21 protein-coding genes are annotated in these 24,074 nt (G+C 52.9%); 13 read left to right on the top strand and 8 right to left on the bottom strand.

Features of this window, described 5'->3' with window-relative positions:
- Nucleotides 1–186 precede the first annotated feature (186 nt).
- From Q3A88_RS01700 to cydX, 5 genes are all read left to right on the top strand, one after another.
- Complete coding sequence (locus Q3A88_RS01700) at nucleotides 187–2,343, top strand: phage tail protein (RefSeq protein ID WP_317177290.1); 2,157 nt, start codon at nucleotides 187–189, stop codon at nucleotides 2,341–2,343.
- Nucleotides 2,343–2,960 carry a tail fiber assembly protein gene (locus Q3A88_RS01705; RefSeq protein WP_317177291.1) on the top strand — a complete coding sequence of 206 codons (618 nt, stop codon included), beginning with the start codon at nucleotides 2,343–2,345 and terminating at the stop codon, nucleotides 2,958–2,960. Before Q3A88_RS01700 ends, Q3A88_RS01705 begins: the two co-directional genes overlap by 1 nt.
- Before the next feature lie 541 nt (nucleotides 2,961–3,501).
- Nucleotides 3,502–5,079, top strand: coding sequence for a cytochrome ubiquinol oxidase subunit I (gene cydA, locus Q3A88_RS01710; protein ID WP_116162617.1), 1,578 nt, complete (start codon nucleotides 3,502–3,504; stop codon nucleotides 5,077–5,079).
- A gap of 14 nt (nucleotides 5,080–5,093) precedes the next feature.
- On the top strand, nucleotides 5,094–6,233 hold the full coding sequence (gene cydB / locus Q3A88_RS01715) for a cytochrome d ubiquinol oxidase subunit II (protein WP_317177292.1): 1,140 nt from the start codon (nucleotides 5,094–5,096) through the stop codon (nucleotides 6,231–6,233).
- Nucleotides 6,234–6,252: 19 nt separating this feature from the next.
- The gene (gene cydX, locus Q3A88_RS01720; protein WP_010278781.1) at nucleotides 6,253–6,357 is read left to right on the top strand and encodes a cytochrome bd-I oxidase subunit CydX; all 105 of its coding nucleotides are present in this window, start codon (nucleotides 6,253–6,255) and stop codon (nucleotides 6,355–6,357) included.
- Nucleotides 6,358–6,452: 95 nt separating this feature from the next.
- Here the strand turns inward: cydX and Q3A88_RS01725 are convergent, their stop codons facing one another.
- Nucleotides 6,453–7,670 carry an anaerobic sulfatase maturase gene (locus tag Q3A88_RS01725; RefSeq protein WP_317177293.1) on the bottom strand — a complete coding sequence of 406 codons (1,218 nt, stop codon included), beginning with the start codon at nucleotides 7,668–7,670 and terminating at the stop codon, nucleotides 6,453–6,455.
- 193 nt (nucleotides 7,671–7,863) lie between these two features.
- On the opposite strand from Q3A88_RS01725, the gene Q3A88_RS01730 reads away from it, so the two are divergent.
- Genes Q3A88_RS01730 through Q3A88_RS01755 form a run of 6 tightly spaced genes read left to right on the top strand, consistent with a single transcriptional unit; the run spans nucleotide 7,864 to nucleotide 13,746 of the window.
- The gene (locus tag Q3A88_RS01730; protein ID WP_110162216.1) at nucleotides 7,864–9,405 is read left to right on the top strand and encodes a PTS transporter subunit EIIC; all 1,542 of its coding nucleotides are present in this window, start codon (nucleotides 7,864–7,866) and stop codon (nucleotides 9,403–9,405) included.
- A 20-nt stretch (nucleotides 9,406–9,425) separates the two neighbouring features.
- A complete protein-coding gene (locus tag Q3A88_RS01735; protein WP_317177294.1) occupies nucleotides 9,426–11,186 on the top strand; it encodes a sulfatase in 1,761 nt (586 codons plus the stop codon).
- A 10-nt stretch (nucleotides 11,187–11,196) separates the two neighbouring features.
- Complete coding sequence (locus Q3A88_RS01740; protein ID WP_317177295.1) at nucleotides 11,197–12,078, top strand: aldose epimerase; 882 nt, start codon at nucleotides 11,197–11,199, stop codon at nucleotides 12,076–12,078.
- The gene (locus tag Q3A88_RS01745; protein ID WP_317177296.1) at nucleotides 12,029–13,042 is read left to right on the top strand and encodes a MurR/RpiR family transcriptional regulator; all 1,014 of its coding nucleotides are present in this window, start codon (nucleotides 12,029–12,031) and stop codon (nucleotides 13,040–13,042) included. The genes Q3A88_RS01740 and Q3A88_RS01745 overlap by 50 nt, the downstream gene beginning before the upstream one ends.
- Nucleotides 13,043–13,056: 14 nt before the next feature.
- Entirely contained in the window at nucleotides 13,057–13,422 is a 366-nt protein-coding gene (locus tag Q3A88_RS01750) for a YidH family protein (protein ID WP_014916006.1), read from the top strand.
- A gap of 3 nt (nucleotides 13,423–13,425) precedes the next feature.
- The gene (locus Q3A88_RS01755) at nucleotides 13,426–13,746 is read left to right on the top strand and encodes a DUF202 domain-containing protein (RefSeq protein ID WP_317177297.1); all 321 of its coding nucleotides are present in this window, start codon (nucleotides 13,426–13,428) and stop codon (nucleotides 13,744–13,746) included.
- An 89-nt stretch (nucleotides 13,747–13,835) separates the two neighbouring features.
- Here the strand turns inward: Q3A88_RS01755 and fdhE are convergent, their stop codons facing one another.
- From fdhE to hutW, 7 genes are all read right to left on the bottom strand, one after another.
- Nucleotides 13,836–14,765 (bottom strand): formate dehydrogenase accessory protein FdhE, encoded by a 930-nt coding sequence (gene fdhE, locus Q3A88_RS01760; protein WP_317177298.1) that lies wholly within the window; start codon nucleotides 14,763–14,765, stop codon nucleotides 13,836–13,838.
- 249 nt (nucleotides 14,766–15,014) lie between these two features.
- Complete coding sequence (locus Q3A88_RS01765) at nucleotides 15,015–16,454, bottom strand: PLP-dependent aminotransferase family protein (protein ID WP_233989426.1); 1,440 nt, start codon at nucleotides 16,452–16,454, stop codon at nucleotides 15,015–15,017.
- A 134-nt stretch (nucleotides 16,455–16,588) separates the two neighbouring features.
- Nucleotides 16,589–17,311 (bottom strand): glutamine amidotransferase, encoded by a 723-nt coding sequence (locus Q3A88_RS01770; protein WP_317177299.1) that lies wholly within the window; start codon nucleotides 17,309–17,311, stop codon nucleotides 16,589–16,591.
- Between the two features lie 208 nt (nucleotides 17,312–17,519).
- Entirely contained in the window at nucleotides 17,520–17,996 is a 477-nt protein-coding gene (locus Q3A88_RS01775; protein WP_317177300.1) for a YlaC family protein, read from the bottom strand.
- Nucleotides 17,997–18,156: 160 nt separating this feature from the next.
- The gene (locus Q3A88_RS01780; protein ID WP_094371161.1) at nucleotides 18,157–18,786 is read right to left on the bottom strand and encodes an NAD(P)H-binding protein; all 630 of its coding nucleotides are present in this window, start codon (nucleotides 18,784–18,786) and stop codon (nucleotides 18,157–18,159) included.
- Entirely contained in the window at nucleotides 18,783–19,283 is a 501-nt protein-coding gene (gene hutX, locus Q3A88_RS01785; RefSeq protein WP_317177301.1) for a heme utilization cystosolic carrier protein HutX, read from the bottom strand. Before hutX ends, Q3A88_RS01780 begins: the two co-directional genes overlap by 4 nt.
- A gap of 14 nt (nucleotides 19,284–19,297) precedes the next feature.
- Entirely contained in the window at nucleotides 19,298–20,611 is a 1,314-nt protein-coding gene (gene hutW / locus Q3A88_RS01790; RefSeq protein WP_317177302.1) for a heme anaerobic degradation radical SAM methyltransferase ChuW/HutW, read from the bottom strand.
- A gap of 408 nt (nucleotides 20,612–21,019) precedes the next feature.
- Between hutW and Q3A88_RS01795 the strand changes: the two genes are divergently transcribed.
- Nucleotides 21,020–23,215, top strand: coding sequence for a TonB-dependent receptor (locus Q3A88_RS01795; protein ID WP_317177303.1), 2,196 nt, complete (start codon nucleotides 21,020–21,022; stop codon nucleotides 23,213–23,215).
- A gap of 11 nt (nucleotides 23,216–23,226) precedes the next feature.
- A complete protein-coding gene (locus Q3A88_RS01800) occupies nucleotides 23,227–24,051 on the top strand; it encodes an ABC transporter substrate-binding protein (RefSeq protein WP_205536994.1) in 825 nt (274 codons plus the stop codon).
- Nucleotides 24,052–24,074: the final 23 nt, after the last annotated feature.

Below are 24,074 nucleotides of genomic sequence, written 5' to 3' on the forward strand. Positions count from 1 at the left end.
CGCACACGTTTCACCTCAATTTTTAAACTCCGTTGCTAAACCAGCCTCATCGCAAAAGGTACTCTCTTCATCGTTACTAAAACGGTTTTATAGCCATCGGCACGATGCTGACATCGGCGTGGAAACAGAAAAAATCGCTGTAAAAGCCGCATCGTAGCGACGACACAACCATAGGAAGGCATGAACATGGCAAATTTATCTGAACAAGAAAGCTGGATTGATGGAATTTATCAGCTTGAGACATCGGATCCCGTTGTCGCAGGCCCAGGGGGGATCTCCAACCGTCAGGCAGAGCAGTTAGCCAGCCGCACGGCTTACCTGAAGAAAATGCAGGAAACCACTGGTGAGAGTTTGCAATTACATCTGGCGGCCAGCGATCCGCATTCGCAATATGCCCCCAAAAATAGCCCGGCACTGACGGGAACGCCCACCGCGCCCACCGCCGCGCAAACGGTAAACAACACGCAAATTGCCACTACAGCATTTGTGAAATCGGCTATCGCCGCGCTGATCAACGGTTCTCCAGCAGCACTGGATACGCTGCAAGAGTTGGCAAATGCGTTAGGTAACGATCCGCACTTCAGAACAACCATATTGAATGCGATTGCTGAAGTGAAAACTGACGCGGCCAGTAAGCTGAATGCTCATGCTTCCATCCTCGATGCGCACCCTCAATATGCCCCAAAAGCGAGTCCGGTATTCACAGGAATCCCAACCGCGCCGACGGCTGCCTCCGGTTCTAATGACACGCAATTGGCGACAACGGCCTTTGTGAAAGCCGCCGTAGCCGCATTGGTTAATGGTTCTCCTGCGGCGCTCGATACGCTGCAAGAACTGGCTAATGCGTTGGGCAATGATCCAAATTTCAGTACAACCGTACTGAATGCACTAGCCGGGAAGCTGGCAAAAGATCAGAACGGCGCGGATATCCCGAATAAAGCTGAGTTTCGTCAGAATGTGGGAATAATCGAGTCGGCATGGGGCGGCAAAGCCGTGCAAATAAGCCACGTCAATATTCTGGATTATTTTAAGGCGAATCGGCCGTCAGATTTGTATCAATGCGATTCCGCTAATGTTACGGGGTTACCCACTGGGTTTGGCCCTTCCATTATGGAGTGGAAATCGTCGACGGATGGGTTTGGTGTACTGAGCGTCGTAGATGTTACCAATCCGTCACGCACTGCATGGGTGATATTGGGTAATGGTTACTGGCAGGGATGGGTCACTCCAGTGGTGTCTTATGCTAGCACGACTCGCATCCCGACTCGTATCATTGAAATCAATGAACCGAATGTCGATGGCGATTATGTTATTGAGTATGGTGGGACAAACGGCACGCCATCCTATTGCTATGTTGATTTTCACACAGATGGTAAATCCAGCACTGACTATAACGTACGGATTGCCACACCGCCGCCAGCACCAGGCGAAGCATTGTCACTGATTAATATCACAGCTAGCAAACTTCTGGTGAATTCTGCAAGAGTCTGGACTGAAGGGGACTTTACGCTACCTCTCCGCAGAGAGCACGGCGGCAGTGGAACAACGTCAGGTTCTGTTAAAAATGCTGATGTACCAATGGCAATTCATGAAAGCCAATTGGGAACCCGGTGGTCAGAAAATCAAGAGATCGGTTCAGTATCAATGGCAGAAACCGGCAGATGGTTTTCGTATATTTCAGTGCGCCACCGAGCTGGACTAGCTGCTGACAGCAATCAGTATGGTTTTGTCATTTTTGATGAAGACATGGCGATGCCATCTGACGATTTTTATATACAAAAACAATACGCAGGCGGGTGGCGTAGCCCGATTCGATTATTCCATTCGGGAAACCTAACCCCGTCAACCATCGGCGCTATGCCCACCGCTGAACTTGTTGGAATGCCACAACTGTTCCCCGGCGCTGTAGCGCCAGCGGGCTGGCTAAAATGTAACGGCCAGCAGTTCGATACCGCGCAATTTCCTGTTTTAGCATCCCGCTATCCGTCGGGTTTCCTGCCAGACCTACGCGGCGAGTTCGTGCGCGGCTGGGATGATGGGCGCGGCGCTGATGCAAGTCGTGCTCTCCTTTCAGCGCAGGGTGATGCAATCCGAAACATAACGGGTAACTTGTTTTATGGTTATGACGCAGACGGAAAAATAAAAATAAACTCGTCAGCAGGTGCGTTGTATTACGACGAGAGTGAAAAACTACGCGATACTGATTCCTACCTGAGTGTAGTGAATAGCGGCGACGCAAACGCTTGGTATCGTTCAAAATTAGACGCATCACGCGTCGTCCCGACAGCTAACGAAAACCGTCCACGCAATATCGCCTTTAACTACATCGTGAGAGCAGCATAATGAGCAACTATTCAACACAAATTAAAAACGCAGAACTCAACGAACGCGGATTAGCCATCAATACCGGTTGGATTACGGTTTATCACGTGAACCCGGCTACGCGGGAATATCAGAGCGCCAGCTATGAATATGTGATGCAAGGTGTTGGCCTGCCCGCCGACAGCTATGCCGACGAACCGCAATTGCCGCCTGTCGGCCAAGCCTTGCGCCGTAGCGCAGATGGTAAGGCCTGGGAACAGGTGCCAGACTATCGCGGCCAGATGGTTTACAACACAGAAACCCGTCAGGCGCAGACGGTGATGCAATTCGGCAATCTGCCTGAAAATATGACGTTTCTGGCTCCAGCAACCGAGTTTGATCAATGGGATGGTGCGGCCTGGGTGACAAATCGGGAGGCGCAACAGCTTGCCGCAGCCCAAAACGTGCAGCAAGAACTAGCGGCACGGCGCGCGGCGGCAAACACCCGCATTACCGAGCTGAGTTACGCTGTGGACTTAGCCATTGCCACAGATGAGGAGCAAGAACGGCTAACCCAATGGAAAATTTATCTGGTCGCGTTGAGCCGCCTTGATCTCACTGCTGCATCCGTCGTGTGGCCAGTAGCGCCCTCCGTGTAATCGGTGTAACCCGCATCCATTACATCAATAATGGTGTGCCGTATTTAACATACGGCACACACGCCTTATCGCCCTCTCTTTGAGCAGGACATTCTGATAATTTCTAATTATTTTTATCGCCAAATGTAAAATAAAATAAAAAAATGAAACTGTTATATTTATATATTTCAAATCTGTACTATTTAAATTAAAATAAGTCACTAACACATGAAAAAAACAAGCATAAAATGATAATAAATTTAATTTCGATAAAATTAAAAACCAAGAACAAGTTAAAATTAAACATATAAAACCAAAAAATCAACATTAACGACAAAGACGTCAAATCGAAAAACTGTACTATTTATCCTTCAGTTTTTGCACGGTATAATCTCCACACGTTTCACTCACTATTTATTCTTATCTCACGCCGATCAGTGATCGTTAATTTCCGACGGATACAAATTCCGTCGACGGTAATTTATTCGCATTTATTCATCACTATTTATTCCGGCAAGTATCGGAATAACTGCATTTTCCTGCCTGAAGTTAGGAGCGTAACATGTTTGATGTCGTTGAGCTGTCGCGGCTGCAATTTGCCCTGACCGCCATGTATCACTTTCTTTTTGTCCCGCTAACGCTGGGGTTGTCTTTCCTGCTGGCCATTATGAACACCACGTATGTGTTAACCGGCAAGCAAATCTACAAGGATATGACCAAATTCTGGGGCAAGCTGTTCGCCATCAACTTTGCGCTGGGCGTGGCAACCGGTCTGACGCTGGAATTTCAGTTCGGTACCAACTGGTCTTACTATTCTCACTACGTGGGCGACATTTTTGGCGCGCCGCTGGCGATGGAAGGGCTGATGGCGTTCTTCCTCGAATCCACGTTGATCGGCCTGTTCTTTTTCGGTTGGGATCGTCTGACTAAAGTCCAGCATATGCTGGTGACCTGGTTCGTTGCGCTGGGCTCCAACTTCTCCGCCCTGTGGATTCTGGTCGCCAACGGCTGGATGCAAAACCCGATTGCCGCTGAGTTCAATTATGAAACCATGCGCATGGAAATGCTGAGCTTCGCCGAACTGGTGCTGAACCCGGTCGCGCAGGTGAAGTTCGTCCACACCGTGGCAGCGGGCTACACCGCTGGTGCGATGTTCGTCCTCGGGATCAGCTCTTACTACCTGCTGAGAGGCCGCGATATTGCCTTTGCCAAGCGCTCGTTCGCCATTGCAGCGAGTTTCGGCCTGGCTTCGGTGCTGTCCGTCATCGTACTGGGTGATGAATCCGGCTATGTGATGGGCGACGTACAGAAAACCAAGCTGGCAGCGATCGAAGCCGAATGGGAAACACAGCCTGCACCGGCCTCTTTCACGCTGTTCGCTATCCCCAATCAAGAAACGATGCAGAACGATTATGCGATCCACGTTCCCTACCTGCTGGGGCTCATCGCCACGCGTTCGCTCGACAAACCCGTCGTCGGTATTAAAGACCTGATGGCGCAACATGAGATTCGCATTCGTAACGGCATGACGGCCTATGGTCTGCTGGAGGAACTGCGTTCGGGCAACACCGATCCCGCCGTTCGTGCCCAATTTGAGGCTGCCAAGCGCGATCTTGGCTACGGCCTGCTGCTTAAGCGCTATACCGATGACGTCGCCAACGCCAGTGAAAACCAGATTCAGCAGGCAACCAAAGACTCAATCCCGCGCGTCGCACCGCTGTATGTCGCGTTTCGCCTGATGGTGGGCTGCGGCGTGCTGATGCTTGGCATTTTTGCGCTGTCGTTCTGGAGCGTGATACGCGGCCGCATGGGACAGCGTAAATGGCTACACCGCGCCGCGCTGTACGGGATTCCCCTGCCCTGGATCGCGATTGAATCCGGCTGGTTCGTCGCCGAGTACGGCCGTCAGCCGTGGGCAGTCGGCGAGGTTCTGCCTACCGCCGTTGCCAATTCTTCATTGGAGGCACACGACATTCTGCTGTCGATGGGGCTGATTTGCGGACTGTATACGCTGTTTCTGATTGCGGAAATGTATCTGATGTTCAAATTCGCCCGACTGGGGCCAAGCAGCCTGAAAACCGGCCGCTACCACTTTGAACAACCGACCGCATCGTCCCTCGCAACACCTGCAAAACCGTAACGGGAGCCATAATAATGCTGGATTATGAAACATTACGCCTGATTTGGTGGGGATTGATTGGCCTGTTGTTCATCGGCTTCGCCATCACCGACGGCTTTGATATGGGCGTAGGCATTCTGCTGCGCCTGCTGGGTAAGAACGATACCGAGCGACGGGTGATGATCAACGTGATCGCTCCACACTGGGACGGCAATCAGGTCTGGCTGATCACCGGCGCGGGCGCGCTGTTCGCCGCCTGGCCGATGGTCTATGCCGCCGCCTTTTCCGGTTTCTATTTCGCCATGATCCTGGTACTCGCCGCCCTGTTCTTCCGCCCGGTTGGCTTTGATTATCGCTCCAAGCTGGAAAACCGCCGCTGGCGCAATATGTGGGACTGGGGCATTTTCATCGGCAGCTTCGTCCCCACGCTGGTATTCGGCATCGCTTTCGGGAACCTGTTGCAGGGCGTGCCGCTGAGCGTCGATATGTATTTGCGCCTCACCTACCACGGCGGATTCTTTGGCCTGTTGAACCCGTTTGGGCTGCTGGCGGGCGTGGTAAGCGTCGCCATGATCGTCGCACACGGCGCGATTTACCTGCAAATGCGCACCACCGATGCACTTCAGCGCCGCGCGCAAAAAACCGTACTGTTTTCCTGTGCACTGATGAGCCTCACCTTCTTACTGGCTGGCTTCTGGGTGCAAACCGGCATCGACGGCTACGTGATTACCTCAGCTATAGATAAAGCGGCCCCGTCGAATCCACTGCACAAAGAGGTGGCGCAGCAGGCCGGTGCCTGGTTAGCCAACTTTACGGCACATCCTGCGCTGTGGGCGATCCCCGCGCTGGGCGTGATTCTGCCGTGGCTAACAGTGCTCTTCTCACGCCTGAATCGCTGCGGTTGGGGTTTTCTGACCTCGTCATTGACGATTGTCTGCGTGATTCTGACGGCAGGGATTACGCTGTTCCCGTTCATTATGCCTTCCAGCTTTGCCCCTAACGTCAGCCTGACCATCTGGGATGCCACATCCAGCCAGCTTACGCTTCAGGTGATGACCATTCTGGCCTGTATTTTTGTCCCCACCATCCTGCTTTATACCAGCTGGTGTTATTACAAAATGTTTGGCCGGGTCGATGCCCGCTACATCGAAGAAAATAAGCATTCCGTTTACTAAGGATTTGAGGAGAAAGAAGATGTGGTATTTCGCCTGGATACTCGGCACGCTGCTGGCCTGCGCATTCGCGCTGGTCACCGCATTAGCGGTAGAGAACCATGAAGCGGGGAAAGACGCTTCGTAGCTTTCGTTTTCACAACACATCGTGCTGATAAACCTTCGTTTTTGGCAGGCCATTGATCCCGTGACGGACATGGCCTGTCATCGCTCACTCCCAGGCTACACCTGCTCCGCCGCAATAAATGCGGCCACGTTCATCACATTGGCTGGCGGCTGGTGTCGCTGCAACTGCTGCGTCATATAACGCATATAGGGATCGATATGGGAAAAAATGGCCTTATAGCCCGCACAAAGATGGTTATGCCAATGCTTATCAACACGGTGAATACGATGTTTCGGGCACCCGCCGTGGCAGGCGAAACGGTATTCACAGCGCACGCATTCTGGCGATAGATTAGCTTTCTGCATACCAAACTGGCGTTGCTGTTTGCTATTGACCAACTTATCCAACCGCTCGGTGGTCAGGTTACCCAGCCGATGTGCTGGGTAAACAAAATGATCGCAGCTGTAAATATCACCGTTCATCTCAACTACCAGCCCTGTGCCACAGGTCGCCTGCATGACGCAGAGGCTGGGCTTGTCTCCCGCCCATGCGGCCAGTGCGTTATCGAACAGTTGCACAAATACCCGTCCAACGTCGTGGCGCACCCAGTAATCAAAAATGGTGTTCATAAAATGGCCATACGCCTCGCCGCTGACCGACCACGGCGTCACCTGCGTGTTCCCTAACGTCTGTGGATGAATTAATTCACCATAGCGGCTATCAACCGGACGCTGTTCAACGGCAGGGATGAATTGGACATGTTGTGCTCCCAGTTCCTGAGTCAGGAATTGATAGATCTCCAACGGAGCCTGCGCCGTTTCATTATTCACGACGGTTAACAGATTGAAATCAACCTTGTGCTGTTTTAGCACCGCCACCGCATTGATTACCCGATCAAAAACCGATTTCCCGCTGTGGGTAACGCGGTAGCGGTCGTGCAACCATTTTGGCCCGTCTATCGACAAACCAATCAAAAACTGATTCTCCGCCAGAAACGCCGCCCACTCCTCATCAAGCAATACACCGTTGGTTTGCATGCTGTTGCGAATGACCTTTCCGTGAGCATATTGTCGCTGGTAGGCCAACGCGCGGCGGTAGAAATCGATGCCCGCCATCGTGGGCTCGCCGCCCTGCCAGGTAAATTCAATTTCGCCTGCGGGATTGGCTTCAATGTACTGCCGCACGTACTGACGCAGGATGTCGTCATCCATATGCCGCTTTGATTTCGCCGCTTTAAGCGTTCCCTGCTCTTTCTCAAGATAGAAGCAATAGTCGCAGGCAAGATTACACTGATAGCTGGTGGGTTTTGCCATCAGGTGAAAAGGTCGTTTCATCTTACCTCCCGCCGGGATTTGCCGGATGTTAACGATCGTCGGTTATCCACGCACTTGAAAAGTGACCATGATCACTCTCTGGATATTTGATATTGACAGTGTGAGAAAACAATGGAAATAATAATTTCAGAAACACAATAAATCAATGAAATTATTATTTCTTAGAACAATGCACAACACCAGGGGTTCTCTCATGAACAGTTTCTTCTCCGGCGCACAAAAGTTGGGTAAATCGTTTATGTTACCTATCGCCGTCTTACCTGCTGCGGGTTTACTGCTGGGTATAGGCGGTGTGTTTTCCAACCCAATCACTATCGGAACTTACGCGTTCCTTGATAATGCTGTCTTGCAGGCCATTTTCACATTGATGAAACTGTGTGGCAGCGCCGTGTTTGATAACCTGCCACTGCTGTTTGCCGTCGGGATTGCAGTGGGTATGACCAACACCGATAGAGGAACCGCAGGGCTCGCTTCTGTGTTGTCTTTTCTGGTCATGAACAAGGCCATTAATGCCATGTTGGTGATCACAAACACGCTGGCGACAGATAATCTGGCCGTGCATGGACAAGCCGTTATTCTTGGTATTACGACGCTTCAGACTGGCGTCCTTGGTGGCATTCTTAGCGGCCTGCTCACCGCATGGTTACACGGGCGCTATAACAAGATCGCGCTACCCGAACTGCTGGCATTCTTCAGCGGTTCTCGCTTTGTTCCGATCGTGGCGTCATTTGCTGCACTGTTTCTTGGCGTGTTGCTCTTTTACGTTTGGCCGCCGATCCAGAGCGGTATTTCCCACCTGGGTGGGCTGGTAGAAAAGACCGGGTATATCGGCACGATGTTCTACGGCATGATTCTTAAATGCCTTATCCCATTCGGCCTGCACCATATTTTCTATTTACCGTTCTGGATGACCAGTATCGGTGGAGAACAAATGGTGAACGGTACGCTGGTGCAGGGAACACAAAAAATCTTCTTTGCGCAACTGGCCGATCCCAGCGTGACGCAATATTACATCGGCGTTTCCCGTTTCATGGCAGGCCGCTTTGCTGACTTTATGTTTGGTTTACCCGGTGCCGCACTGGCGATCTACCACTGCGCCAAGCCGGAGAACCGAGGCAAAGTCGCCGGACTGTTGCTTTCCGCCGCGCTGACCGCATTCGTAACCGGCATTACCGAACCGCTGGAATTCGCCTTTATGTTCTGTGCACCGCTGCTGTACCTGGTGCATATCGTCTTGACCGGCGTAGCGTTCATGCTGGCGCACGTCCTCGAAATTACTGTCGGACAAACCTTCTCCGGCGGACTGATCGATTTCCTGCTGTTCGGCGTCTTGCAAGGCAATGCCAAAACCAACTGGGTGTTGATGCTGCCGCTGGGTGCCGTGATGTTTACCCTTTACTACTGCTCATTCCGCTTCCTGATTCAGTTACGCCAGTTGAAAACGCCTGGTCGTGAAGATGAGTCTACCACCGACAGCGAAACACCGACGCTTGCCGGAACCGAGCGCGCTCAGGGCATCATTGCCGCGCTGGGCGGGAAAGGCAACATCATTGACGTGGACTGCTGCGCCACCCGACTGCGCATTACCGTTAGCGATCCCACAAAGGTGAAAACCGATGATTTTAAAGCGTTAGGCAGCCGTGGGACGTTTATTCGCGGGCAAGGCGTTCAGGTGGTATATGGCCCACATGTCACGCTGATTAAGAACGAAGTTGAAGAATTAATGGCCGTTTAACGGTTAGCAAGGATAAGAAAATGAAAGCTGTCATGTTGATGTTCGATACGCTGACCCGTAACCACCTCTCGCCCTATGGCGGTGACGCCATTACGCCTAACTTTGCCCGTTTGGCGCAGGAGTCGGTGCAGTTCGATAACTTTTATGTCGGCAGCATGCCCTGCATGCCGGCACGGCGCGAGCTTCATACCGGTCGATATAACTTCCTGCACCGCAGTTGGGGGCCGCTGGAACCGTTTGATTTCTCCATGCCGCAGGCGCTGGACAAGCACGGCATCCACACTCATATGGTGACCGACCACAAACATTACTGGCGTGATGGTGGGGCAACCTACCATACCCGCTACTCCACCTTTGAATTTATTCGTGGGCAAGAAGGCGACTGCTGGCAAGGCAAAGTCGCCAAACCCGCCATCCACTATCAGGGCATGGAGGATGAAAACACGCGCCAGCGGCGAACCAAGCGCATTACGCAGGATTTCATCAACCGCGCCGCGATGCCGACCCAAAAAGAGCACTACACCGAGCGCACAATTCAGGCCGGGCTGGACTTCATCAACAACAACAAAGACGACGATAACTGGTTCTTGCAGATTGAATGCTTCGATCCCCATGAACCCTTCTTCGTGCCTGAAAAGTATCTGGACATGTACGGTTGTAAAGCGGAAGACTTCAACGGCTGGACACCCTACTACTGCGCGACGGAAAGCCCTGAGCATGCCGAGAAGGTGAAGACGTTTTATCAGGCGCTGGTCACGATGTGTGACGATTATCTTGGTAAGGTGATGGACAACCTCAAGGCAAACGGGCTGTGGGACGACACCCTGTTTATCGTGTGTACCGATCATGGATTTTTGCTGGGCGAGCACCAGTGGTGGGGCAAAAATATCATGCCGGTGTATAACGAAATCGCCAACACGCCCTTCTTCATACGCGATCCTCGTAGCGGAATTCAGGGAGAACGGCGGCAGGCATTGGCACAAACCATCGATATTCCTGCCACGCTGCTCGATTATTTCAACGTACCGCTGCCGCCCACCATGCACGGCAGGCCGCTACGTCCGGCGATTGAAAACGATACGCCCATCCGTGACAGCGCGCTGTACGGGTACTTTGGCGGGCACGTGAATATCACCGACGGTGAGTACGTCTACATGCGCGGTCCGCGACAAAACGACAAGACGGATCTGTTCGAATACACCTTAATGCCCACGCGCATCGACAGCCCGTTTGCGCTCGGTGATTTCCGGCATATGACACTGCACCCCGGATTTGATTTCACCCAAGGTGCGCAGGTCATGAAGATCCCAGCCACCTTTGGCTACCTCAACGCCTATCGCTATGGCGACAAGTTATTCAATGTCGCTGATGATCCTCGGCAGAAAGAGGCGTTGCAGGATCCACAGCGGGCGATGGCCTATGCCCAGAAGATTGCCGCACTATTCAGGGAAAATGACGCTCCGCCTGAACTCTATTCCCGTTTCAGCCTCGATGCGCTAAGTGCCGATCGGGAACAGCAGGATCGGGCACGCTATGAGCACTATCCTGAACTGGCTGGGCTGGATGTCAGTTGCGAACACCGCGGCGTTTATGAAGCATTGAGCCTGCTGATTAATGCAGGAAAAGCGGCCAATCTCTCGCTCACCGCGATGCTGCAATCGATTCCTCAGACATCTATGCTGCGCGAAAGCGATATTTTCCTGATGATTGCGGCGGCATTTTCTCCGGCAGCACAGTCGGAATTGGTGTATCAGGCGCGCCTGCTCTTGCGGATTGATTGACAGGGAAACGATGAACACATTAACGCTGAGTAATACGCAGCTGACGCTGCAAGTGCATCCCAACGGCGCGGAAATGCGTAGCCTGACGGATGCTCAGCGGGAATGGCTCTGGCAGCCCGGCGATACGGGCTGGCAGAGTACCGCCCCGCTGCTTTTTCCTGTTGTCGGGCAACTCGTTCATCAGGGAATTTATCATTACGGTAAACACTGGCCGTTACCTGCTCATGGTTTTTTGCGGCACCAGCGGTTTACGGTGGTAGAACAGTGTCAGGAAGCGCTACACCTCCGCTGCCATGACACGTCAGAAACGCTCGCCATGTGGCCATTTCGCTGGCAGCTTGATGTCCATTATGAACTGCACGACAGGCGTGTGGTGGTTCGCTATCGGCTGGTCAATACCGATGACAATACGCTGTGGTTTTCGCTGGGCTCACATCCCGGATTTGCTATTCCAATTGGCCAGGAGCCCGGTTGGCACGTCCGCTTTTCATCTGCGCGCTGCCGCGGTCCGTGGCCTACCCACCAGAGAACACTGATCGTGAACGACGCGGACCCCGCTCCTATTGCTGACGTGCTGCCGTTAACGTCCGAGACATTTGCCAACGGCGCACTCTATTTCAGCCATGCGGAGCAGCAGACCATCGACGTTGTTTCGCCTTCAGGGACTAGCCTGATCCAACTCTGTACCGATATGCACCCTTGGCTCGCACTCTGGTCAGAGCCGGGTGCCGATTTACTCTGTATTGAGCCGCTTTTTGGGACGACAGACGCGCCCGATGTCACAGGCGAATTGCGGCACAAGCGGGGTATTGTGGCGCTACAATCGGGAGAACGCTTTGAATGTGGCTTTAACTTCACCGTCAACGCAGACGAAAAAGGAAGAGCAAGGTAAAATGCGGGGAATATTCAGCAGCGGTACGACAGGCCTGATTCAGAATCAGCACGCTCTGTGTACGATGGCGACGCAGGAATCCCCCATGAGCATCAATAAAGAAAAAGTTCGAACGTATATCGCGAATATCTTGCATGGCCTCAGCGACACGAACCAGACTATCGCCAATTACGTGCTGCAAAACCCCAGCATGGTTGCCCAATTGCCGGTCAAGAAATTGGCAGTGGAGATTGGCGTGAGTGAAGCAACCATCGTCCGGTTCTGCAAACATATCGGCTATACCGGTCTGCTGGAACTGAAAAGCGCGCTGAATCGTGAGTTGTTTGATGACAGCGATCTGTCATTGCCCGCCACTCCCGATATCCTGATGAATGATACGCGTCACGATGTCGCACAGAAAATTGCCCTCACGGTAGACAGAGCCGTCAAGGAAACCATCGATCTGATTGATATGCAGACGATCAATCAGATAGTCAGTCTGTTTATCTCGGCGCGTCGCGTGATGTTTATCGGCTTCGGCGCATCTGGCCTTGCGGCACTGGAAGCGCGTGACAAGATGAACCGTATCGGCATTGATTCCGATGCCTTTACCGACCGATTCTCAATGACGTTAAAACTGGCGAATTTGAAGCCTGACGATCTTGTTGTCGCGTTTTCACACTCTGGCGAAACCCCGGAAGTGGTGAATGCCTTTAAACTCGCGGAAAAAGCAGGCGCCACACGGCTTGCAATAACCCACAGCACACACTCGCCGCTCACGAGTTTAGGAAATTATGTGCTGTTAACCTGTGGCGAAAGTGAACGCTATCAGGGGGATTCTATCGGCACCCGTGTTTCGCAGCTTTTCATGATCGAGTTTCTCTGCACCGAGCTCACCAAACAGAACTTTAAAGACTTTTCCAGCCAGAGCATCTCAATCAAAGCGCTGTTGATTAAAGAGCGCGTTAAACAACATTCAACCTGAAATCAGACGACAACATGACAACACCCAGACAGGACAAAACACCGTGGTGGAGTCAGGGGAAAACCCCGGACTACCGTTTTTCACTAGCGAATGAGCGCACCTTTCTGGCGTGGATCCGCACTGCGCTGGCGTTTCTTGCCGGCGCGGTGGGTATCGACCAATTTACCGTGCACATCGATCCGCTGTTGCGTCAGGGGCTGTCGCTGTTGCTGGTCGTTAGCGCGGCACTACTCGGTGCGTTGGCGTATCGTCGCTGGGTTAGTAATGAGAAAGCGATGCGTCAGGAAAGCGACATGCCGTATACGCCAATGCTGCTGATCGTGACGCTGTTTATCACTCTCATTGCCATCGCGCTTGCCGCCATGATTCTGTTCGGGTAGCGCATGGACACGACACGCGATCCGGGGTTACAGCCACAGCGAACCGGCATGGCCTGGACACGCACCCTGTTTGTGATGTTGATAAATAGCTTGCTGTGTTTTCGTCTAAGCATGGTGAATGACAGCCGAGTGGTGTTTGCCTGCGCCATTCTGCTCTTGTGTGTTTCTGCGTTGATGTCGGTGCTGGCGATTCTGCGCTACCGCTTTAACGCCCGTTGCCAACCGGTGCTATCACGCGCCAGCCACGGGCTGATCGTGCTCACGTCAGCGTCAATTGTGCTCACCGCGCTGGTCTTGCTGCTGCATTTCAGCGGCGTGTGGTAAGCCCCAATTTTCTGTAGTTTTTTCTGAAAAGAAAGGTTTTCTGAAAAGAAAGGCGGTGAAGCCCAAACGCGCCTCACCGATTAGACGGATTATTCGATCGAACTTTCCGGGAACAGGAACGGGTTGATGCTACTGCGAGAAAAACCTTCTTCCTCCATTTTCACATCCAGCACCAACGACGCCAGATCGTCGGCGACGGCTTCTACACGGTGATCTTTTTCCTGATATAGCAGCTTCAGATACGTGCCACAGTGGCCACAGCTTTCCGCTTTGATGGCGGAGTTTTCGCTATCCAGCGACCAGTAATTCAGCTCGCTCGATTCTTCACAGTTGCTGCATTTCACCCGCACCATGTGCCATTCGCTTTCGCACAGATTACAGTGCAGATAACGCAGCCCGCTGGACGTACCTAACTGCACCACGCCCGAGACCGGAATACTGCCGCACACGGGGCAGAACTGGCGATGTTCGCCGGGTACGGCACGCGCTTTACCGGGCAGTTGGCTTGCCATCTGCGCCCAGAACAGCGACAGCGCCGCCCAGATGAACGGGGCTTTATCATTGCTCTCGGCACGAAACTCGTGTTGCAGCAGCGCCGTTGCCTGTTCTTCCAGTTCCTGCTCTGAGGCTTTTTCCAGATTCTCCAGCGTAGATAATACCTGTCCGCTAGCATCTGGCTTTAATTCTTCGATCAGCGCACGCAGCAGCGTGTGCCAGTGCGCATCACGCGGGAACACCGTGATATCAAGCGGCGGACGATCGCCGGACTGTTTCAGCACGTCACTCAGGTCAAGCTTCAACGGATGATCGTGCAATACCTTCTGCTGGGCTTCCACCACGCCTGCGGCGAAAGTGAGATAGTCCCCCAGCGGGTGATCTTCAGCTAACTGACGCAGACGCTCCGCGCGGCTGCTGTACAGGCTTTTCAGATTGGCAAAAAGCAACGGAGGAATATTCCCTTCCGGCATCGATTTTTCGTTCTGTTCTAACTGTTCCTGAGGAACAATGCGAATACTCATCAGGGGGATTTTTCCTGTTGTTTACGTTGTCTATCCGATAGATTTCGGGGTGCAGGAAGGCCGCCAGCGCGGTCCGAAAAGATAGCGGGTATAGCTCACCTTTAACAGAGATTATACGCACCGTGCCTGGCGACTTTCTGATTTCCGGCAAGGTTATGGCTGTTTTTCGCCATCCATTCAGTCACCTTCCGCCATGACGGAAACAGTAGCAGAAAAGCGGCAAACATCTCCACACCTCTAAAGGGGTGATCACGCCAGACGCTCGCTTATCTGCGATCGAATCAGCGCTGCCAATACGATCACGCTTTGTTCACAGCGCTCGTCCCATTCATAGGAGGCGTTGAAGCGGAAATAACGATCGTATTTGTCACCGGTCGTGAACATTTTCCCCGGCGCAATACTGACGCCTCGTTCCAGCGCGCGGCGGTATAGCTCCGTGCTGCTGACACCTTCAGGCAACTCCAGCCAGAGAAAATAACCACCTTGCGAATGATTAATGAGGACATCGCCCGGGAGGTGTCGTCGTAGCGACTGTAACGCCGCGTGTTTACGCTGTTCCAGCGCTCGTCGCAGGCGACGCAGGTGGCTGTCATAGCTGCTGGTCGCCAGATAATCCGCAATCGCCAGTTGCATAGGTGCACTGGTTGATAAGGTACTCATCAGCTGTAAACGCTGAATGCTGCCCGCATAGCTTCCGGCCGCCACCCAGCCGATGCGGAACCCCGCCACCAGATTTTTAGAAAACGAGGAGCAGTGCAGAATCGAGCCTTTTTTATCCAACGCTTTTGCGGGCAACGGACGTTGCAGGCCCGTATAAAGCTCGCTGTAGACGTCATCCTCTACCAGCCCGACACCATGTTTTTCCAGCATCACCACCAGCCGCTGTTTCTTCTCCCAGGACAGCGTGCAGCCGAGCGGGTTATGAAAATTGGTCATCAGCCAGCAGGCTTTGATCGGATAGTCGTTCAGCGCCTGCTGCAACGCATCAAGATCGATGCCCTGCTGTGGATCGGTTGCAATCGCAATCGCTTTGAGTTTGAGGCGTTCGATCGCCTGTAGCGCGCCATAAAAAGCGGGAGATTCGATCACCACATAATCGCCCGGTTCCGTCAGCGCCTGAAGGCTGAGATTAAGGGACTCCATCGCGCCCGCCGTAATCACAATCTCATCGGGAGAGACGGCAATCCCCTGCAACGCGTAGCGCTGAGCAATGTTCTTCCTCAGGCTTTCATTACCCGGCGGCAAGTTATCCAGCGCGCTGTGTGGCTGCATATGACGCGCCACCGAGGCCAGCGAGCGTGTCAACTGACGCTGTGGAAAGAGCTGTGGATCGGGAAACGCCGATCCGAACGGCATGACCGCCGGATCTTTGCTGGCCTGAAGCACATCAAAAATGAACGCGTTGACGTCTACGTCTTCGGTCAGTTGAACGCGCTCCTGCCCCACGGGCGAATGCAGGCTGTCTGCTGGTAGCGTGGACAGCTTTGGTGCCGCGTAATAACCCGACTGTGGACGCGACACAATCAGCCCCTGACTTTCCAGCAGCTGATAGGCGTGCAGCACGGTCATCAGGCTCATACCCGAATGCAGTGATTTTTCCCGCAGCGAGGGCAGTTTGTCGCCCGGCTGCCAGATCCCTTCCTGAAGCTGCTCACGGATCTGGTGAGCGAGCTGTTCAAACTTTGCCATAGCGCTACAGTTTCGGTGGGTGAGTCTGTCATTATTTTTAGCTCGAACATCACCGACAGGTCATGATCGAGAAGGATGCTTTATCGAGCACAACGCGCTGTTCGAGGACTATGTGCGAGGACTATGTGCGAGGACTATTTCGCCGCGTAGCGTTGTACAAAATCCAGCAGAATCTTGCGCGCCCAGACGGGCTCCTGCGGAATATCCATCATTCGATCGACATCCCAGCCGCCCTGTCGTAGCGCCGCTTCATTATAACGCAAGCACGTCAGCATGATGTCCGCGCTGAATTCTGGGTGAAATTGCACGGTCAGGACTTTATCGCTGTAGCGGATAATCTGGCAGCCGTCCATCTCTGAACTTGCCAGCACCTGTGCACCTTCCGGCGGTTCCAGCACGGATTGCTGATGGGTCAGATAAGCACCAAACTGCGGCGGATAATCACGCAGTAAGATGTCTTGCGCTGCGGCTTCATGGGTTGTCACAACCTGAACGCCCACTTCCTTGCCGTTCGGGTTATCCCCCACTTTACCGCCCAGCGCATCGGCGAGCAGTTGGTGCCCATAGCACACGCCCAGCAGCGGAACATCCGCGTAATACGCTTCACGCAGCCAGCCTGCGGTATATTCGCTCCAGTCCAGTCGATCGGTGACCATCGACCACGAGCCGGAGATCACCACCGCAGCCAGCGTATCGAACGGTGGCAGCGACTCGCCACGATCGGGACGGACCACCTGCACCGGCAGCGTGTTTCCCTGCACCACATCGGTAAACCATTTCCCCTGTTGCCCAACCTGAGACGCAATGCCTTCCGGCGGTTGACCCAACTGAATCACCAGCAATACCTTTTCGCTCATCGTCCTGTTCTGCCCGTATTTGAAAATCACAAATTTGAAAAACCATTCGTCTGAAAAACCACAAGAATGCGGCGCTCACTGCTTATAACGAACGTAGCACTGTGACTCAATGAAAACCAGCCATCATGAAAATCTGCGCATGGGGAAAAAAACCTGCGCATTATTTTATCATCGTGAAATGGGGCGGTTTGAGGGCAGAAAGAGTCTGCTAACGGGAAGACTGTTGACGGTAGGCTAGCGAGAAAACATCGTAGAAATCAACGTCACCTTTCGTACGTCGAATTTGCTCTATCCCTGCTTTCACGGTTGATGGTACCTGCTCGTTGCGTAGCAGCTTATCCTGCGTGTCCTGTGATACGTGGCGGACCGTAAACCACTCGCCGTTATAACAAACACGGAGATCCAACGTATCAATGTCTTCAAAGCGATAGGTCGGGTTGATATCTACCGAGAGCGCCAGCGTCATCACCAGCAGGAAAACGGTAAAACCGATCAGATACGGTAAACCAAAATAAGAGGCATAAAAGAGGATGAGCGCGACCGGCACGTAGCTCACCAGCATCGCGGTAAACAAATAAGGGTGAGACTGCATGAATTTACGGCTGAAACGTATTTTATTGTCGCGTTTTTCTTCCCGGTTAATGCGTTCGATCTCTTCGGTAAGAAGGCGTTTTACTTCATCCATCGTCATCACCATCGTGCTTGAGGAATACAACACTGCTGGCATCGATTAGAACATAGCCCCATGAGAGATAACAGATACAGTTTTCGACAGATTAACTATAACAGTTTGTCGGATGCCGGGATGGATTACCCCGGCAACCTCGGTGACAGAATGGCGGAGATTACGGAATGGCGGGCATCGTGAGATCGGGATCGATCAGATTGTAGATGTGATTGCCAAACACGGGTTGCTGCAACAGTTGATCAACCGCCAGCGCGACATCCCAGCGTGACACCAACCCCAGCGTAGCAGCACCCTGCGTCAGTTTTGCATTGTGCGTCGCAACCACGTCCAGCAGACCGCCGGGACGAACAATACAGTGATCCAACGTACTGCTTTGCAACCAGCTTTCTGCCAGAGATTTCTCACGTACCGCGAAGCCAAACGCAGCTCTGGCGCGTGGCGACAACAGCGGCCAGCTATCGCCGCAGCCCAGTGACGTCACCAGCAGCATACGCTTGAGGCCTGCCTGTTCGGCACCATCGATCACCGTGCGATGACCCTGATAATTTACCGTGCCGCCGCCCATTGTCGATACCACAATGGCAGAAGGCCCCGCCACACGACAGGCTTCCGCGACCGTTTCCGGCTCGCAGGCATCGCCTTCTACTACCGTCATTCCCTGCTCACGCCAGTGTTTGGCCTGTTCAGGATTACGTAATACGAGTACGACCGCCTGCTCGCACTCAATAGCGCGCTGTAATAAGCAGGCGCCGACTCCATTGCCTGCGCCGAAAAGTAACCACGTCATACCTGCTCCGGTTGTAATTCACTCGCCAGCGCACGGAACGCCTCAACCTGAGCGCTCAACAGCTGGCGGTGGCTGTCTCGTCCAAGGAAAATTTTAAACATCGCTGCACCGCTGGCATTAAAGAACACCACGGACGCTGTGTCCATCCCCATGAATTTACGTTCAATAAACGCAATGTGCTGACAGCTCGTTGCGCGGATATGTCCGCTCAGGCCATTTTTGCCACGCAGGTTAAAGTAACCGTGGCGATGTGTACCGGTTGGCAGCTCGCTCTTGAATTCCAGAATCGCGTCCGCCGTGTGGCTGATTAGCGTCACTTCACCCCAGGTCGCAATCGTGTCCCAGACGTGATCGAAACGATCGCTCGCCGCCAGCGTACGCTGCGCCGCAGGCAAGGCCTCAACGACAGCAAACAGCGAGGTATTATATTTTCCGGCAATCTCTTCCAGCGTGCCATCAGGGTTGGTTGCCAGTAATTCATTCAGTGTCATCGTCATGTCTGCGTCTCCGGTTAGTGCGCATGCTCTTCGGCATTAAGCTGGGGGATAATTTGTTGTAATGCCTGCATCAGGTTATTCGCCCAGAAGCGGCCATCGTTGGTCAGGCGCAGGCAGGTGGAATCGTCACAGGTCAACCCGGCCTGATGCCATTGGCTAAGCAACGGCTGAAGTTCACGGGCATGTCGGGTCAGTTGAGGCAGCTTGATACGACCAACCTCAATGCCCGCCTGAAGCTGATGTTGCCACGGCCCGGTCGGACTGGCTGGCGTCATCATCATGATCGGTTTTTGCCCCTGATCGAGCTGCTGGTAGTAGCGCTCCAGGCTGCGTTCCATCATGTAGGCTTGCCCGTTTATATTGCCGCCCGCACCACTGCCCATTGCCAGACAGTCCGCGCCTTGTTTAATCAGCAGGTTATACAGGTTACGTTCACGCGTAGTGCGCGCCCAGTGGCTGTTGCTAAGCTGGTGCCAGCCAGCATCGGCCAAAAACGCCGCGCCGGTCCGGTAAAAATCACGACGGGCAACCACATCAGGCAGCGCAACACGCTGGTTTTCAGCTGCCTTCGCCAACGGCGTGGTTGGTAACAGATTCAGCGCATACAGATCGACGCCGTCTAACGGTAAATCGCTGACGATAGCCAAATCTTCGCGCCAGATTTCCGGCGTTTGCTCTGGTAGACCGAACATCAGATCGCACACTACGGCAGCTCGGTCCCGCTCGCACAGGCGCTCAAGGAAGCGAATTGACTGCTGCTTATCCGACGTACGCGCCATACGCTGACGAATACGGGTATCGAACGTCTGAATTCCGATGGAGAAGCGGTTCGCTCCGGCATCCAGACAGGCATCGATTCGCTCATCGTCAAAATCCATCGCCCGCCCTTCTACTGTGATTTCACAGTCCGGTGCCAGCGGCAGAGAAGTACGGATCGCGCGAATGATCTGCGACAGCTCATCGGCCGCCAGCGCCGTCGGCGTCCCCCCACCAAAGTACACCGCATGAATCGGCGCAGACTGATGCAGCGGGCTGTCCGCTTCCATCGCCAATTCCTGCAACAGATAACGGGTATAGGTCGCCGTGCTGTCATCACGCAGTTTGTTTTGATAAAAACCGCAGAACGTGCAGTGCGTGGCGCAGAAAGGAATGTGCAGGTAGAGCAGGCGTTTACGCGCAGGCGCTGTCTGCTGCTTCAGCGTCTGCCAACCGGCAGGAATCTGTTCTGGTGAAAGCGGCACATGGTTGCGCCAAGGCATTGCCATACGTCGGGCGCCAAAAGGCTGCTCACCGGGCTCGGCATAATACGGCGTCAAATCGATGTTCATTAACGGCCCCCAAATAATCAATAAAATAAATTAAATGATAATTATTTTTATTTGGCAACCGGCCTAACAAGCAGAAAGAAGGCGGATTATTCTTTTCGCGTCATTTTCTCTTTAAATTAACCGATTTGCTTATTTTGGTTAAAATTGCAGATATAAATAAATACGGTTATTTCTTATGATTTTCATAGTATTAATCCACTGAGCCTGTTTTAAATGTTAAATAAATGAAAACAAAAATCACTACATTAAAATTCGTTAACTTAAAAACCAATAAAATATTGCAAGTCCTTATTTAATAATAAATGAGATTGCAGTCACATTTTTTAATATTCATTCAAATTTAATTATCGCCGCTCTCGCCCAAATGATAACGTTAATGATAATCATTAACTTTTCAGAGAAAAAGCCATGAATAAAAAGGCCACACACTGGGCTATCTTTATGCTGCCTGCTATTTATAGCGGCGCAATTAATGCCGCTCCAAACGATTTATCTACAAATCATTCGACCACAAACAGCGATGAAATAACCGTTATTAGTGCAGGGAGAACGGAACAGAATTTATGGGAAAGCCCGGTCACGATGCAGGTTATCGATAATGAAAAGCTGAATAAATATACGGGTGATTCTATTGCTGAAGCACTGCGTGATATTCCCGGCGTCGATATTACCGATACCGCATTAGCCGGCCGGAAACAAATACGTATTCGCGGCGAAGAAGCCTCACGCGTATTAGTGTTAATTGACGGACAGGAAGTCACCTATCAACGCGCCGGACCCAATTACAGCCTCGGATTATTAATCGATCCTTCTTATATTGAACGCATTGAAGTCGTGAAAGGCCCGCATTCGGTATTATATGGTTCGCAGGCTATCGGCGGCGTGATCAACTTTATTACCCGCAAAGGCGGAGACAAACCGCTGAGCGGCAAAATCAAAACCGTTTATGACAGCGCGACCGCAGGCTGGCAGGAATCGGGTTTAGCCTACGGCTCTATCGGTAATTTTGACTATCGCCTCAGCGGCAGCTATAGCGATCAGGGCAACCGCAGCACGCCGGATGGCCGCCTGCCGGATACTCATTTCCGCAACAGCGGGCAGTCCGCCTGGCTCGGGTATCGTCTTGGCGATCATAAATTCGGCCTGTCGCTAGACAGTTTCAAGCTCAGCACGCAGACCTACACCGACTCGGATGAATACGACAGCTTTAGCGTGCGCATTCCTGAACTGGAAAGAAAGAAGGTCGGCCTGTTTTATGACTGGCAGATCGGCGGTGATGTGCTGAAAAACCTGCATCTGGATGCCTACCAGCAAAATATCAAACGCGAATTCCGTAACGATCTGTCGCAGAGCGGTATGACCTATACCACAATGGGTAGAACGCTGACCAATGCATCAATGACGCTCAAAACCGGCACAGATGACAAACAAGTCACCCGCGGTATGACCTTACAAGCCGATCTGGAACCGTTTGACCAACATTTGTTAATAATCGGTGGGCAGTGGTCACAAGATGATGTGAAACAAAACGCTTACTCTAATGTGAATGTAGCGAGCCGCATTAATGTTATGGGTACCAATTACAACGTCAATATCAGCCCCCAATCTACTTCTGACGCACATTGGCAGCAAACTAGCTGGGCGTTATTTGCGCAGGACGAGTGGAAACTAACACCAGACTGGAGCTGGACGGTCGGAGCACGTCAATATTGGGTCGAATCGTTCTCCTATGGGGGATCACAACGCGGAAATCTGACCTTATCCGGCTTTCCTACGTTCACGGGCGCAAACGGTACGACCTCGCTCAACAGCCAAAACACCAGTGAACGAACTCACGACAGTACATTAGTCACCGCCAGCAGCCTGCGCTATTCCGGCTTTGACAATATCCAGCTGCGCGCCTCCTTTGCGCAAGGTTATGTCTACCCTACCCTGACGCATAAGTTTTACGACACGGCGGCCGGTGGGAGCACCACTTACGGCAACGCCAATCTGAAAGCGGAAAAATCGGATAACTATGAAGTCGGCATGCGCTATAAAGATGATAGCTGGCTGCTGGACAGCGCGATCTACCATTCACGCGCCAAAGACTACATCACCACGCTGAACTGCGCCGGTAACGCCGTCTGTTCCGGCAGTACGGACAGCAGCAGCCGCTACTACGCCAACGCCAACCGTGCGACTACGTACGGGATGGAAATGTATGCGGAATACCTCGGCTGGACGCTGTCTCCTTACGTTAACGGCAACATCATCCGCCGTGAGCTGGAATTGCCAACTCGCAGCACCTATCGCACCGGTGAACCCACCTTTACTGGCCGCGTCGGGGTCAAAAACATCATGCTGTTCGAACGTATGGAGCTGGAGTCGGATCTCTACCTCCGGGCAGCCTCACGTGCGAAGGATGAAACGGCAGATACCGCCATCCAGCACAGCGGTTGGGCAACGGCTAATCTGGAATTTACCAGCACCTTCGGTAGCGAGAATCAATACCAGGTCACGCTGGCGCTGAATAACCTGCTGGATAAGCGCTATACCACCGCGCATGAAAGTATTCCTGCATCCGGATTCAGCACCGCGATTGGCGCGGCGTTCTCCTTCTAAGCATCATGATGATGAAGGCGATAATCGCGTTAATGCTCTTCGGGCTGTCTTCCTTCACCTGCGCGGCCGAGCCGCGCGTGGTGATTGCCGGTGGCTCGCTGGTGGAAATCGTTTATGCGCTCGACGCAGGCGATACGGTGGTCGGTGTGGATCAGACCACCACCTATCCGCCACAAACGGCAACGCTGCCAAAGGTCAGCAACTGGCAACAGTTGACGAGCGAAGGCATTTTGTCACTGCACCCAACGCTGTTGATGACCTGGCAGGATGCCAACCCGCCACAGGTGCTTAATCAGCTTGAGCAGGCTGGTGTAACAGTGGCGCGTTTTACCCGCACGCCCAGCACGCCAGCGCAGTTGCTTAGCAATATTCGTCAGGCTGGTGCGCTGCTCAATCGCACGGAGGCTGCCGAGCTGCTGGCGACCCGTCTCTCTCAGCAGTTGAGTGCGGTATCAGAGCGGCTGGCAACGCGGAAGGATCGCGTCAGCGTTGTGTTTTTGCTGAGTGTTGGCAGCAGTGCGGCGCAGGTCGCGGGGAAAAACACCGTGGTGGATAGCCTGATCGCGCTGGCAGGCGGAAAGAATATTGCCACGCATAGCCAATATCGTATTTACGGCGGCGAGGCGATGGTTGCGGCAAATCCTGAGGTGGTTGTGGTGACGACACAAAGTGTGGCAAACGGCATGGAGGCGCTGGCGGCTGTACCCGGTTTAACGCAAACCGCAGCCTGGAAAAACCAGCATATTGTCGCGCTCGATCAGGCGATTTTACTGGGAATGGGGCCGCGCGTCGCCGAAGCGGTTGAAGCGCTGAATCGCGGCTTCTATCCTGACTAAACGAATACATCCCCAAAATAATA

This window comes from Pectobacterium sp. HCp5_1, from assembly GCF_032905925.1.
Classification (GTDB): domain Bacteria; phylum Pseudomonadota; class Gammaproteobacteria; order Enterobacterales; family Enterobacteriaceae; genus Pectobacterium; species Pectobacterium brasiliense_A.

Excerpts from the sequence above, each read along its gene's own strand:
- Q3A88_RS01800 (WP_205536994.1), top strand. The coding sequence starts at position 23,227 with ATGAAGGCGATAATCGCGTTAATGCTCTTCGGGCTGTCTTCCTTCACC.
- Q3A88_RS01775 (WP_317177300.1), bottom strand. The coding sequence starts at position 17,996 with ATGGATGAAGTAAAACGCCTTCTTACCGAAGAGATCGAACGCATTAAC.
- Q3A88_RS01780 (WP_094371161.1), bottom strand. The coding sequence starts at position 18,786 with ATGACGTGGTTACTTTTCGGCGCAGGCAATGGAGTCGGCGCCTGCTTA.
- Q3A88_RS01755 (WP_317177297.1), top strand. The coding sequence starts at position 13,426 with ATGGACACGACACGCGATCCGGGGTTACAGCCACAGCGAACCGGCATG.
- Q3A88_RS01725 (WP_317177293.1), bottom strand. The coding sequence starts at position 7,670 with ATGAAACGACCTTTTCACCTGATGGCAAAACCCACCAGCTATCAGTGT.
- cydX (WP_010278781.1), top strand. The coding sequence starts at position 6,253 with ATGTGGTATTTCGCCTGGATACTCGGCACGCTGCTGGCCTGCGCATTC.
- Q3A88_RS01740 (WP_317177295.1), top strand. The coding sequence starts at position 11,197 with ATGAACACATTAACGCTGAGTAATACGCAGCTGACGCTGCAAGTGCAT.
- Q3A88_RS01705 (WP_317177291.1), top strand. The coding sequence starts at position 2,343 with ATGAGCAACTATTCAACACAAATTAAAAACGCAGAACTCAACGAACGC.
- Q3A88_RS01700 (WP_317177290.1), top strand. The coding sequence starts at position 187 with ATGGCAAATTTATCTGAACAAGAAAGCTGGATTGATGGAATTTATCAG.
- Q3A88_RS01735 (WP_317177294.1), top strand. The coding sequence starts at position 9,426 with ATGAAAGCTGTCATGTTGATGTTCGATACGCTGACCCGTAACCACCTC.
- cydA (WP_116162617.1), top strand. The coding sequence starts at position 3,502 with ATGTTTGATGTCGTTGAGCTGTCGCGGCTGCAATTTGCCCTGACCGCC.
- Q3A88_RS01750 (WP_014916006.1), top strand. The coding sequence starts at position 13,057 with ATGACAACACCCAGACAGGACAAAACACCGTGGTGGAGTCAGGGGAAA.
- cydB (WP_317177292.1), top strand. The coding sequence starts at position 5,094 with ATGCTGGATTATGAAACATTACGCCTGATTTGGTGGGGATTGATTGGC.
- hutW (WP_317177302.1), bottom strand. The coding sequence starts at position 20,611 with ATGAACATCGATTTGACGCCGTATTATGCCGAGCCCGGTGAGCAGCCT.
- Q3A88_RS01730 (WP_110162216.1), top strand. The coding sequence starts at position 7,864 with ATGAACAGTTTCTTCTCCGGCGCACAAAAGTTGGGTAAATCGTTTATG.
- Q3A88_RS01765 (WP_233989426.1), bottom strand. The coding sequence starts at position 16,454 with ATGGCAAAGTTTGAACAGCTCGCTCACCAGATCCGTGAGCAGCTTCAG.
- fdhE (WP_317177298.1), bottom strand. The coding sequence starts at position 14,765 with ATGAGTATTCGCATTGTTCCTCAGGAACAGTTAGAACAGAACGAAAAA.
- Q3A88_RS01770 (WP_317177299.1), bottom strand. The coding sequence starts at position 17,311 with ATGAGCGAAAAGGTATTGCTGGTGATTCAGTTGGGTCAACCGCCGGAA.
- Q3A88_RS01795 (WP_317177303.1), top strand. The coding sequence starts at position 21,020 with ATGAATAAAAAGGCCACACACTGGGCTATCTTTATGCTGCCTGCTATT.
- hutX (WP_317177301.1), bottom strand. The coding sequence starts at position 19,283 with ATGACGATGACACTGAATGAATTACTGGCAACCAACCCTGATGGCACG.